The sequence below is a fragment of the Streptomyces sp. BBFR51 genome (assembly GCF_044591655.1).
In the GTDB taxonomy this organism is placed as follows: domain Bacteria; phylum Actinomycetota; class Actinomycetes; order Streptomycetales; family Streptomycetaceae; genus Streptomyces.
In genome coordinates, this window is the sequence record NZ_CP172448.1 from 5639246 (window position 1) to 5651442 (window position 12197).

10 protein-coding genes and 2 tRNA genes are annotated in these 12197 nt (G+C 70.3%); 8 read left to right on the forward strand and 4 right to left on the reverse strand.

Features of this window, described 5'->3' with window-relative positions; translation table 11 throughout:
* Positions 1-41: 41 nt before the first annotated feature.
* The gene (locus tag ACGH7X_RS25915; protein WP_399888566.1) at positions 42-557 is read right to left on the reverse strand and encodes an NUDIX hydrolase; all 516 of its coding nucleotides are present in this window, start codon (positions 555-557) and stop codon (positions 42-44) included.
* Positions 554-2002: a zinc-dependent metalloprotease gene (locus tag ACGH7X_RS25920; protein ID WP_399888569.1), complete on the reverse strand. Its 1449-nt coding sequence runs from the start codon at positions 2000-2002 to the stop codon at positions 554-556. Before ACGH7X_RS25920 ends, ACGH7X_RS25915 begins: the two co-directional genes overlap by 4 nt.
* A 192-nt stretch (positions 2003-2194) precedes the next feature.
* Here ACGH7X_RS25920 and ACGH7X_RS25925 point away from each other — a divergent pair, with 192 nt between their 5' ends.
* The 4 genes from ACGH7X_RS25925 to ACGH7X_RS25940 all read left to right on the forward strand — a co-directional run bounded on the left by ACGH7X_RS25925 (position 2195) and on the right by ACGH7X_RS25940 (position 5342).
* Positions 2195-3316 (forward strand): SDR family oxidoreductase, encoded by a 1122-nt coding sequence (locus ACGH7X_RS25925; protein ID WP_399888571.1) that lies wholly within the window; start codon positions 2195-2197, stop codon positions 3314-3316.
* Between the two features lie 127 nt (positions 3317-3443).
* Complete coding sequence (locus ACGH7X_RS25930) at positions 3444-3905, forward strand: molybdenum cofactor biosynthesis protein MoaE (protein WP_399888574.1); 462 nt, start codon at positions 3444-3446, stop codon at positions 3903-3905.
* A 125-nt stretch (positions 3906-4030) separates the two neighbouring features.
* The gene (locus ACGH7X_RS25935; protein ID WP_167469678.1) at positions 4031-4195 is read left to right on the forward strand and encodes a hypothetical protein; all 165 of its coding nucleotides are present in this window, start codon (positions 4031-4033) and stop codon (positions 4193-4195) included.
* A 52-nt stretch (positions 4196-4247) separates the two neighbouring features.
* Positions 4248-5342 carry a PDZ domain-containing protein gene (locus ACGH7X_RS25940; RefSeq protein WP_399888577.1) on the forward strand — a complete coding sequence of 365 codons (1095 nt, stop codon included), beginning with the start codon at positions 4248-4250 and terminating at the stop codon, positions 5340-5342.
* A gap of 31 nt (positions 5343-5373) precedes the next feature.
* Here ACGH7X_RS25940 and ACGH7X_RS25945 read toward each other — a convergent pair whose 3' ends face one another.
* Positions 5374-5916 (reverse strand): PPA1309 family protein, encoded by a 543-nt coding sequence (locus ACGH7X_RS25945; RefSeq protein ID WP_399888580.1) that lies wholly within the window; start codon positions 5914-5916, stop codon positions 5374-5376.
* Positions 5917-6080: 164 nt separating this feature from the next.
* Between ACGH7X_RS25945 and ACGH7X_RS25950 the strand changes: the two genes are divergently transcribed.
* The 4 genes from ACGH7X_RS25950 (at position 6081) to ACGH7X_RS25965 (ending at position 11670) form a co-directional block, all read left to right on the forward strand.
* Positions 6081-9095: a UPF0182 family protein gene (locus ACGH7X_RS25950; RefSeq protein ID WP_399897353.1), complete on the forward strand. Its 3015-nt coding sequence runs from the start codon at positions 6081-6083 to the stop codon at positions 9093-9095.
* 75 nt (positions 9096-9170) lie between these two features.
* Positions 9171-9244, forward strand: a tRNA-Met gene (locus ACGH7X_RS25955).
* 239 nt (positions 9245-9483) lie between these two features.
* A complete protein-coding gene (locus ACGH7X_RS25960) occupies positions 9484-11301 on the forward strand; it encodes a sel1 repeat family protein (protein ID WP_399888583.1) in 1818 nt (605 codons plus the stop codon).
* A 295-nt stretch (positions 11302-11596) separates the two neighbouring features.
* A tRNA-Met gene (locus tag ACGH7X_RS25965) sits at positions 11597-11670 on the forward strand.
* Positions 11671-11746: 76 nt separating this feature from the next.
* Here ACGH7X_RS25965 and ACGH7X_RS25970 read toward each other — a convergent pair.
* Positions 11747-12163, reverse strand: a complete 417-nt coding sequence (locus tag ACGH7X_RS25970; protein WP_399888586.1) for a Fur family transcriptional regulator — start codon at positions 12161-12163, stop codon at positions 11747-11749.
* Positions 12164-12197: the final 34 nt, after the last annotated feature.

Consider the following 12197-nt stretch of genomic DNA (forward strand, 5'->3'; position numbering starts at 1 on the left):
TCCGGTAAGGGGTGATCGCAAGGGCGGTCACCCCTTACCGGTCACAGGCGCGCGCGGGTCGCCTCCAGCAGGTGCACGACCGAGTCGTCGGCCACGTCCGCGACCTCGGTGTACGGGAACCAGCGCAGGTCGAGGGACTCGTCGCTGATCGCTTCCACGGCCCCCTGGGGAGCCAGCGCCGCGTACTGGACGTCGAGGTGCCAGGCGCAGGGCGTGTGGTGGCGGTCCAGCCGCACGGGGCCGCCCGACAGGAGGGTCAGTCCGGCGATGCCCGACTCCTCCGTGCCCTCGCGCAGGGCCGCCCGGGCCAGCGTCTCGTCGACCGGCTCGCAGTGGCCGCCCATCTGCAGCCACATGCGCATCTTCTTGTGCAGGGTGAGCAGGACCCGCTCGCGGGACGGGTCGATCACCATGGCGCTCGCCGTGATGTGCCCGTCGGCGCAGGCCTTCCACAGACCGTCGGGGTGCGCCGCCAGATGGTCCAGGTAGACCTGACGCAGCTCGTCCTGGCCCTCGTACGCCTTCAGGACGAGGACCGCGTCGTCGTGGAGGCTCACTCTCCGTCGTCGCCCTTGGGCTCGTCGTCGGCCCGGCTCTCGCCCTGGTCCTTCTTCTTCAGATCGGGCTTGCCGGCCGCCTCACCGAGCATCTTGTCCAGCTCGGAGAAGTCGAGCTGCTCTCGGTGCACGAAACCGTCCGGGTCGTCCAGGTCGGTCGCGGTCGGCAGCATGTCCGGGTGAGCCCACAGGGCGTCCCGGCCGTCGACCCCGTGCGCGTCCGTCAGGGACGCCCACAGGCGGGAGGCGTCGCGCAGCCGCCGCGGGCGCAGCTCCAGGCCGATCAGCGTGGCGAACGTCTGCTCCGCGGGACCGCCCGAGGCGCGACGGCGGCGCAGCGTCTCGCGCAGCGCGTCGGCGGAGGACAGGCGCGGCTTGGCGGCGGTGTGCACCACCGCGTCCACCCAGCCCTCGACGAGCGCCAGAGCCGTCTCCAGACGGGCCAGGGCCGCCTTCTGCTCCGGCGTGTCCTCCGGCTGGAACATGCCCTGCTGGAGAGCCTCCTGCAACTGCTCGGGGTTCTGCGGGTCGAACTGGCCGACCACGTCCTCCAGCTTGGCCGTGTCGACCTTGATCCCACGGGCATAGCCGTCGACGGCACCGAACAGGTGCGAGCGCAGCCACGGCACGTGCGCGAAGAGGCGCTGGTGGGCGGCCTCACGCAGGGCAAGGTACAGCCGCACCTCCTCCTGCGGCACGCCGAGGTCCTTGCCGAACGACTCGATGTTCGCCGGCAGCAGCGCGGCCTTGCCCGCCGGGCCGAGCGGCAGACCGACGTCGGTCGAACCGACGACCTCACCGGCGAGCACGCCGACGGCCTGCCCGATCTGCGTGCCGAACATGGCGCCACCCATGGACCGCATCATGCCGATCAGCGGGCCGGCCATGGCCTGCATCTCCTCGGGCAGCACGTCGCCCATGGCATTGCCGACGCGCTCGGCGACCGGGTCGACCAGCTCACGCCAGGCGGGCAGGGTCGCCTCGACCCACTCCGCGCGGCTCCAGGCCACCGCGGTGCCCGCACCCGACGGCAGGGCGGTCGCGTCGTCCAGCCACAGGTCGGCCAGGCGCACGGCCTCCTGGACGGCATTGCGCTCGGCGGGACCGACGCTGGCGTCCTTCCGGCCGTCCGGGGTGCCCTGGGAGACCGTCTGGCGGGCGATCTGCTTGGCCATGTCCCAGTTCACCGGGCCGCCCTCGTAGGAGAGCATCTGGCCCAGCTGCTGGAACGCGGCGCCCAGGTCGTTGGGGTTCATGGAACCGAACATGGCGGCGAACGGGTTGTCCGCACCGGGGCCGCCCAGGCCACCGGCTCCGGGTGTCCCGAATCCGAACGGGTTGGCCGGTCCCTGACCACCGCCGCTCTGCTGGTCCTTCTTCTTGCCCTCGTCGCCGTCGTCCGGCTCCTCCGGCGGAAGGCCGAATCCGAATGGGGTGTCACTCACGGGGTTCCTCGGCTGGTAGGGCCGCCGGTTCTTTCCGGCGGCACGGCTGCCCGACTTCACCACCCAGCGTAGACACCCGAAGCCGTTCGGGCCTCGGTGCTTCGCCGACTGTCGGCCTGCGGCAGGATGGATGCCACCTGGTACGTACGCGTCGCTCGCGCCCGTACTGAAGACAACCGCTGGAGACGCCCGGTGAGTTCCCCAGATCCGCAGGTTCGCGCAGCGCGAAACCAGTCAACCAGTTCCGCCCGCCCCGGCGCGCGCGGACCCGTCGTAGCGGTAACCGGTGCCGCGTCCGGGGTCGGGGCGCTGCTCACCGCGCGGCTCGCCGCGTCCGACGAGGTCAGACAGGTCGTGGCCATCGACGAACGGCGCGGCGGGTGTGAGGCGGCGCAGTGGCAGATTCTGGACGTCCGGGACCCGGCCATCGCCGAGAAACTGCGTGGTGCGGACGTTGTGGTGCACCTGGCGCTCGACCTCGACCTGGAGACCGACGCGGCCGCCCGGACGGCTTACAACGTCCGGGGGACCCAGACCGTGCTGACCGCCGCCGCGGCGGCCGGCGTGCACCGCGTCGTGCTGTGCACCTCCGCGATGGTCTATGGCGCCCTACCGGACAACGAGCTGCCGCTGTCCGAGGACGCCGAGCTGCGGGCCACGGCCGAGGCCACGGGCGTCGGCGATCTGCTCGAGATCGAGCGGCTCGCCCGGCGCGCGCCCCGGGCGCATCCCGGCCTCAACGTGACCGTCGTGCGGCCCGGCGTGCTGGTCGGGGGCATGGACACCGCGCTGACCAGGTACTTCGAGTCGCCTCGGTTGCTCGTTGTGGCCGGATCGCGGCCGGCCTGGCAGTTCTGCCACGTCGACGACCTGTGCAGCGCCCTGGAGTACGCCGTCCTGGAGAAGGCCGACGGCGAGCTGGCCGTCGGGTGCGACGGCTGGCTGGAGCAGGAGGAGGTCGAGGAGCTCAGCGGCATCCGGCGGATGGAGCTGCCCTCCGCGGTCGCGCTCGGCGCGGCGGCCCGGCTGCACCGGATCGGGCTGACGCCCTCCCCGGCCGGGGACCTGGCGTACACGATGTACCCCTGGGTCGTGAGCGGCAGCCGGCTGCACGATGCGGGCTGGCGTCCGAAGTACACCAACGAGGAGGTGCTCGCGGAGCTGCTCGAGGAGGTCGCGGGGCGGCACACGGTCGCCGGGCGGCGCCTGGGGCGCAAGGACGCGACGGCGGCGGGAGCCGCGGGCGCGACGGTGGCACTGCTGGGCGCGGCCGCGGTGGTGCGCCGGGCGCGCAAGGCCCGGCGTCGCATCTGAGGCGGCCCCCGGCGCGATTCCGGCCCGCTCCGGCCACAGACGCTGTAGGAGGCTCCAACGCCGTACGCGCGCGTGCCGGGCGATCACGCTATTCCGCACGGTTCGTGGCGTGGGGCACGATGGACGTATGGCAACCATGAACGACCACCCCGGTGAGCTGGCCGCAGCGGACCCCGTCAGGCTGATCGGCATCCGGGAGACGGCCCTCTCCGTGGACGAGGTCTTCCGTGCCGTCGGGGACGACGCGGCCGGCGGCACCGCGCTGTTCGTGGGCACGGTCCGCAACCACGACGGGGGCACCGACGTGGACCAGCTCGGGTACTCGTGCCACCCGAGCGCCGAGGCCGAGATGCGGCGGATCGCCGAGAAGGTCGTCGCGGAGTACCCCGTACGGGCGCTCGCGGCGCTGCACCGTGTGGGGGATCTGGAGGTCGGGGATCTCGCCGTGGTCGTCGCCGTGTCCTGTCCGCACCGGGGTGAGGCCTTCGAGGCCTGCCGCAAGCTCATCGACGACCTGAAGCACGAGGTGCCCATCTGGAAGCACCAGACGTTCTCCGACGGCACCGAAGAATGGGTAGGCGCCTGCTGAGGGTGCAGCTCAGGCCCTCATGGCTCCGGTTGCGTAACCCGCCCCCCGGCGTGAGCGTTGTCACTGCGGATGGTTAATCTGCTGATCAGTCAGTCGCGGACGCGCATGGGGTTGGGAGGTCGGGCATGGGAGCGCTTGCCTGGTTGCTGATTCCGCTGGTGGCCGCGGTCGGTGCGGGCTTGTGGGGCAGTTGGGCCAACCGGACCCGCAAGGCACGCAGCGACGGCCCCGAACTGGACGGATACGCCCGGTTCCGCGAGGCCATGGAGAAGCCCCGCACCGGCGCCTGACGGGTCGCCGCCCTGACGGTGCTCTGACAGCCGCGTCCCGTACTGTCGTGCCATGCCACGCCGCACCGCGACGATGCTCGCCTCCACCCTGATGCTGATCGCGCTCCTGTGCGCGGGTGTTTTCATCCCCGTGCCGTACTCGGAGATGTCCCCCGGGCCGACGGTGAACACCCTCGGGGACCACGACGGCGAGCCGGTGCTGCAGATCTCCGGTCACAAAACCTATGACGCGAGCGGTCATCTGAACATGACCACCGTCCGGGTCACCAGCGCCGAGTACAAGATGAACCTCGTGGAGGCCGTCTACGGCTGGCTGGCGCACGACAACAGTGTGGTGCCGCACGAGACGCTCTACCCGGACGGCAAGACCGAGGAAGAGGCCACCCAGGAGAACGCGGAGGAGTTCAGCCAGTCCCAGGAGAGCGCGAAGGTCGCCGCCCTGAAGGCGCTCGACATCCCGGTGAAGTCCTGGGTGATCGTCTCCGCCGTCGTCAAGGACTCCCCGTCGCAGGGCAGGCTGCACGCCGGTGACGTGATCAAGGCCGTGGACGGCACCGCCGTCAAGAAGCCCGCGGACGTCGCCGAGCTGGTGACCAAGCACGAGCCCGGACAGAACACCGTCTTCACGGTCGTGCCCGCCAAGGAGCAGGCCGCCGCGGAGAAGGAGGGCCGGACGCCCACCAAGACGCAGAAGGTCACGATCACCACCGAGGCCTCAGACGACGCCGGCGAGAAGCGCGCCATCGTCGGGATCTCCGCCGGGACCGATCACACCTTCCCGTTCTCCGTCGACATCAAGCTGGCCGACGTCGGCGGTCCGAGCGCCGGCCTGATGTTCGCCCTCGGCATCTACGACAAGCTCACCCCGGGTGACCTCACCGGCGGCAAGTTCGTCGCGGGCACCGGGACGATCGACGACAACGGCAAGGTCGGTCCGATCGGCGGCATCGGCATGAAGACCATCGGCGCGCACGACAAGGGAGCCCGGTACTTCCTGACGCCCGCCGACAACTGCGCGACAGCGGCCGAGGACACCCCCGACGGGCTCACCCTCGTGAAGGTGGACACCATCGACGACGCCCTCGGCGCGCTGGCGGACATCCGCTCCGGGAAGACCGCCGACCTGCCGAAGTGCACGACCGGCTGACGCGAGGAGCGGGCGTGCGGAACCCGGCCGGCTACTCCTCGAAGGTCGCCGTCAGCGCCTGGGCCAGACCCGGCACCAGATCGGAGCCCGTGAGGACGTCCGTGGCCGCGTCCTTGTCCCGCAGCCGCAGGGCCGAGTCGCGGGCGCCGTCGCGCAGGACCGCGACCGTCATGCGGACCTCCTGACGGTCCGGGTGCTCCGCCACCCACTGGGCCAGCTTCGCCTCGTTCAGGCCCTGCGGTACCTGGGCCTCGGCGGAGGGCGGCAGCATCAGGCGCTCCACGGCGAGCGCGCAGCCGACCACCGCGTCGGGCCAGGCGATGGTGCCCAGGAACTCGTCGAGCGCCTGGTCCGTTGGAACTTCGTCCTGCTCGATCGGGGTCAGGCCGGAGGTCTCCGGCTCGTCCTGCAGACCGAGCCGGTCCGCGAGCGAGGGCTGATCGGCCCTCAACCGTGCGGTGTCGACAAGTGCAAAGAGGCGTGCGGGCTGGTCCCAGCCGAGGCCGGAGACGTACTCGTCGATCTCGAGTACGGCCCGGGTGAGGGGGCTCGCTGCCATGGGGGTGTTGGACATGGTCACAATCCTGCCTCGTTGATGGCCCGAATCGGGAACCGAGTAAACGATGAGTAAGTTGCATAAGTGTGGGCCCACGATCACGGGGGCGCACGGGGGGCCCGCGAACCCGAGGGCCTGACGGATCAACAGCGAACTTCGAGGTGCGCACCTTGGCTTTCCAGATGCCGGACCGCGGCGGAGGCCCCCCGTCGGGGCCGCGGATCAGAGTGGGCCGCCCGTCCCGGCGTGTCCGAACCCTGCTGCTGACACTTGGTGTCCTGGCCGTGCTGGCCATGGCGTTCACCATGTTCGCGGGATTCTGGACGGACTGGCTCTGGTATCGGTCGGTCCACTACTCGTCGGTGTTCACGACGACCCTGTGGACCAAGATCGGACTCTTCTTCGTCTTCGGCCTGCTGATGGCGCTCGCCGTGGGGTTCAACATCTGGTTGGCCCACCGCCTGCGGCCGCCGCTGAGCGCCATGTCGATGGAGCAGCAGAACCTCGACCGGTACCGGATGGGCATCGCCCCGTACAAGAAGTGGCTGCTGCTCGGCATCACCGCCCTCGTCGGCCTGATCGCCGGCGCCTCGGCGTCCGGTCAGTGGCGGACCTGGCTGATGTGGGTCAACGGCGTGTCCTTCGGGCAGAAGGACCCCCAGTTCAAGCTGGACGTCTCCTTCTACGCCTTCGACCTGCCCTGGTACCGGTTCCTGCTCGGCTTCGGCTTTGCCGCCGTGATCATTTCCGTGATCGCCGCCGCGCTCACCCACTACCTGTACGGCGGGCTCCGCGTCACCAGCCCGGGTGCGCGCGCCACGGCCGCCGCCACAGGTCACCTGTCGGTGCTCATCGGGGTCTTCGTCGCCCTCAAGGCGGTCGCCTACTGGCTCGACCGGTACGGTCTTGCGGTGAAGTCCAGCGACTTCAAGGCGACCGACAACTGGACGGGCCTCAGGTACGTCGACGCCAACGCCTATCTGCCGGCCAAGACGATCCTGTTCTGCATCGCCGTCATCTGCGCGCTGCTGTTCTTCGCCACGCTGTGGCGGCGCACCTGGCAGCTGCCCGTGATCGGCTTCGGCCTGATGGTGCTCTCCGCGATCCTCATCGGCGGTCTGTACCCGGCGCTCGTCCAGAAGTTCCAGGTCCAGCCGAACGAGCAGGCCAAGGAAGCGCCGTACGTCGAGAAGAACCTCGCGGCCACGCGCGACGCGTACGGCATCGAAGGCACCCAGGTCACCGAGTACCCGGGCAAGAGCGAGACCAAGGACAAGACCAAGCTCCGCGACGACGTGGACGCCGCCGCGTCCGTCCGGATCATGGACCCGAACATCATCTCGCCGACGTTCCAGCAGCTTCAGCAGATGCGTAACTACTACGCGTTCCCGACCAACCTGGACGTCGACCGCTACGCCAAGGACGGCAAGGACCAGGACACGGTCATCGGTCTGCGCGAGCTGAACCTCGCCGGGATCCCCAAGAAGAACTGGATCAACAACCACTTCCGCTACACCCACGGCTACGGCGTGGTCGCGGCCAAGGGCACCCAGGTCGACACCGAGGGCCGCCCGGTCTTCACCGAGTCCAACCTGCCGTCCGAGGGCAACCTCGGCACGTACGAGCAGCGGGTCTACTACGGCGAGAAGACGACCACCTACTCGATCGTCGGCGGTCCCCAGAAGGAGATCGACTACTCCGACGACACCGGGGAGAAGACGTTCAGCTACAAGGGCGACGGCGGGGTCGACCTGTCCAACCCGATCAACCGGGCGGCGTACGCGGCAGCTTTCAGCGAGCCGCAGATCCTCTACTCCGGAGCGATCGGCGAGGGCTCGCGGATCCTGTACAACCGCACGCCCAAGGAGCGCGTCGAGGCGGTCGCCCCCTGGCTGACCATCGACGGCGACGCCTATCCGGCGGTGGTGGACGGCCGTATCCAGTGGATCGTCGACGCGTACACGACGACGAACGGTTATCCGTACGCCTCCCGTACGACGCTCGGCGACACCACCGCCGACTCGCTGACCGCCAACAACAACTCGCGCGCGGTGGTGGCCCAGCAGAACCAGGTCAACTACATCCGCAACTCCGTGAAGGCGACCGTCGACGCGTACAGCGGTGACGTGAAGCTCTACCAGTGGGACACCGAGGATCCGATCCTCAAGACCTGGATGAAGGCGTTCCCGGACACGGTGCAGGACAAGAGCGAGATCTCCAAGGAGCTGATGGCGCATCTGCGTTATCCGCAGGATCTGTTCAAGGTCCAGCGCGAGCTGCTCACGCGCTACCACGTGAAGGACGCCAACACGTTCCTCAGCGGCAGCGAGGTGTGGCAGGTGCCGGACGACCCGACCAACAAGTCGGGAGACGCGGTACCGCCGTACTACCTGAGTATGAAGATGCCCGATCAGAAGGCACAGGCGTTCTCGCTGACGACGACGTTCACGCCCAACGGGCGGGACAACCTCAGTGCGTTCATGGCGGTCGACGCCGAGGCGGGCACGAGTGACTACGGCAAGATCAGAATCCTGAAACTGCCGACCAGTACCACCGTCGACGGACCCAAACAGGTGCAGAGCCAGTTCAACTCCGAACAGGACATCGCCGAGTCCATCAGACTGCTGAGAGGCGGCGACTCCGAAGTCGAGTACGGCAACCTGCTGACGGTGCCACTCGACGGAGGACTGTTGTACGTCGAGCCGGTCTATGTCCGCGGTGGCGACCTCAAGTACCCCTTGTTGCGCAAGATCCTGGTGAGTTACGGGGGCAACACCGCCTTCGAGAACACGCTCGACGCGGCCCTCAACAAGGTCTTCGGAGCCCAGGCCGCCGAGAACGAGCAGCCACCGGACGAGGGCGACGACACGACCGAGCCGCCACCGACGTCCTCGAACCCGACGGTCCGGGAAGCGCTGGGCGATGCGCAGAAGGCCTTCGACGCCGGGCAGAAGGCCCTGGAACAGAAGGACCTGGCCGCGTACGCCGAGGCGCAGAAGGACCTAGAGGAGGCGCTCCAGCGGGCCGAGGACGCACAGGCCAAGGCCGACGCGAGCGCCGGCGGCAAGAACGGCGACGACAAGACCGACAAGGCCGATCAGACCGACAAGAACAGCGGGGGCAAGGCCGGGGACGACAAGGCCAGTCCGGACGCGACATCGACCGGTGATGCCGGCGGAGGCTCGGACAGCGGCTGACCGCGCCGCTGCGAGCCGGGCGTTCGAGCTGGTCAAAGCCCATCCCGCGCCGTGCTAGGGTTGTGAACACAACGGCGCGGGGTGGAGCAGCTCGGTAGCTCGCTGGGCTCATAACCCAGAGGTCGCAGGTTCAAATCCTGTCCCCGCTACTGAAGTCGTGAGCTACGTGCGATCGACCACGAAGGCCCGGATTCCCAAAGGGATCCGGGCCTTCGTGATGTGCGAACGCATGTGCCGGTGGAAGCGACGGCCGTGCCGCCAAGGGGAGTTGGACAGATCCGTGTTTGACTTGTCTCCCTGTGGGCATGTCGACAAAACGCTGAAGTGACCTCACTGGCTGCGGTATACCGGATGTACCAAGGCTGCAGGTGGTGCGACGATGGACGTTATGGGGGACATGGCAAATCTGTTCGGGACGGGGCGTTTTGCGCAGCCGTCCGGTCAGGAGGAGGCCACGGACGAGGCTCAGGAAGCCGCCGACGAGGCCGCTGAGGAAGTGCGCCTGCGACTCGCCGTCGATGCCGGTGACGTCGAGGCGATGAGCGTCCTCGGCGCGATGCTGCTGCGCCGCGGCGACTTCGACGGAGCCGAGTCCCATCTACGTGCCGCCACCGCGGCCGGTGACCGGGCCGCCGCCAACAACCTGGGCGTCCTGCTGCACCAGCGCGGGTACGCCGACGAGGCCGCGGGGTGGTGGCGGATCGCGGCCGTGGCCGGGTCCGCGGCCGCCGCCCACGCGCTGGGACGGCACTTCCGCGAGCGCGGGGACGAGCCCGCCGCCGAGTACTGGCTGTGCCAGTCCGCTGAGCAGGGCCATGTACTGGGCGCCTACGCCCTCGCCGACCTGCTGGAGCACCGCGGCGACGACACCGGGGCCGAGCGGTGGATGCGGGCCGCGGCCGAGCGCGGGCACCGGGAGGCCGCGTACCGGCTGGCGCGGACACTGGACCGGCGTGCCGGGCAGGACCGCGACGGCGACGACAAGGCGGCCGCCCTCGCGGCCGACGAGGCCGAGCAGTGGTACCGGCAGGCTGCCGCGCGCGGCCACCGGCGGGGCGCACTGCACCTCGGGACGAGGCTGGAGAAGCGCGGCGAACTCAAGGAGGCCGGTCGCTGGTACCTCACGTCCGCCAAGGACGGCGAGGCCCGCGCCGCCTGCGCGCTCGGCTTCCTGCTGCGGGACGCCGGAGACACCGAGAGCGCCGCCGTGTGGTGGCTGCGCGCCGCCCAGGACGGCGACGGCAACGCCGCCAACGCCCTGGGCGCGCTGCACGCCGAGCGCGGCGAGACCCAGACCGCCGAACGCTGGTACCGGGCCGCGATGGACGCCGGCGACGACAACGGGGCGTACAACCTCGGGCTGCTCTGTGCCGAGCAGGGGCGCACCACGCAGGCGGAGCAGTGGTACCGGCGGGCCGCTTACGCCGGACACCGGGAGGCCTCCAACGCGCTGGCCATCCTGCTGCTGCGCGCCGGGGACGAGACCGGCGCCGAGCCGTGGTTCTCCAAGGCCGCCGAGGCGGGCAGCGTCGACGCCGCCTTCAACCTCGGGATCCTGCACGCGGGCCGGAGCGAGGAGCGGGCGGCGCTGCGCTGGTACGAGCGGGCCGCCGCGGCCGGTCACACCGAGGCGGCGCTCCAGGTCGGCATGGCTCGCCTGCGCGCCGGGGACGAGCGCGGGGCCGAGCGGTTCCTGCGGTGCGCGGCGGGAGGTGGCAGCGCGGAGGCCGCGTACCGCCTGGCCACGGTGCTCGACGCGCGCCGGCCGCCCGAGCCCGCGCATGAGCTGGGCGAGCCGACGCAGGAGAAGTCCGAGTGCGAGGAGTGGTACGAGCGGGCGGCCTCCCAGGGTCACCGGCGGGCCCAGGTGCGGGTCGGGATGCTCGCCGCGGCGCGGGGCGACGTGGTGGAGGCCGCGCGCTGGTACCGCGAGGCGGCCGAGGCCGGGTCCCGCAACGGCGCGTTCAACCTGGGGCTGCTGCTGGCCCGCGAGGGGAGTGAGCCGGAGGCGGTTGTGTGGTGGCGCCGGGCGGCCGACGCCGGGCACGGGCGGGCTGCGCTGCGGCTGGCGCTGGTGTGTGCGCGGCGGGGTGAGCTGGCGGAGGGGCAGCGGTGGGCGGACCTGGCGGTGTCGCTGGGGCCGCGGGAGGTGGGGGAGCGGGCGGCTCGGTTGCGGGACGCGTTGCGGCAGGAGTTGTCGGCGTGACGCGTGACGCGTGACGCTGCGCTGAGCTTGGGCGCGTTTCAAGGTGCCCGGGGTTGCGGGCGGCCGGGGGTGGGGTGCGCTGCCCGGCGCTGACGGGGTGCCGCTGCGCCCACCCGTGCCGCCCCAGCGGCACGACTGCCCGCAGCTCCGTGGGTGGGGAGGCGGCCGAGCGGCACGACTGCCCGGCCAGCTTCGTGGGGACGCGTCCCAGTGGTGTGGCTGCTCGCGGCTCAGGGGAGGCGGTGGGAGCGATTTGCTTCTTGTCTTTCAGTTGACGTAGTGTTCCATTCATCGACGCGGGGTGGAGCAGCTCGGTAGCTCGCTGGGCTCATAACCCAGAGGTCGCAGGTTCAAATCCTGTCCCCGCTACTGAAGATCGAGGGCCGGAATCCTAAAGGGTTCCGGCCCTCGGTGTTTTGTCGCGATGCCCGGGGAGTGGCGAGGCCTACGCCGCCGCGCAGTTCGGGCAGGTGCCGCGGTACGTCACCTCGACGTCCGACACGGTGAAGCCGAAGCGCTCCGAGTCGGGAAGGTCGGCCAGCGGGTTGCCGGTCGGGTGGACGTCGCGGATCGCCCCGCACCGGGCGCAGACCAGGTGGTGGTGCGGCTGGTGCGCGTTGGGGTCGTAGCGCTTGGCGCGCTTGTCCGTGGCGACTTCCAGCACCTCGCCGAGCGAGACCAGCTCGCCCAGCGTGTTGTAGACCGTCGCCCGGGAAATCTCGGGGAGCTTGTCCACGGCCCGGGAGTGCACCTCGTCGGCCGTCAGGTGGACGTGTTCGCCGTCGAGGACCTCGGCCACGACGCGCCGCTGCGCGGTCATGCGCCATCCGCGACCACGCAGCCGTTCCAGAAGGTCACTCATACAGACCAGCCTAACAGCTAGGGGGGCCAGGTCC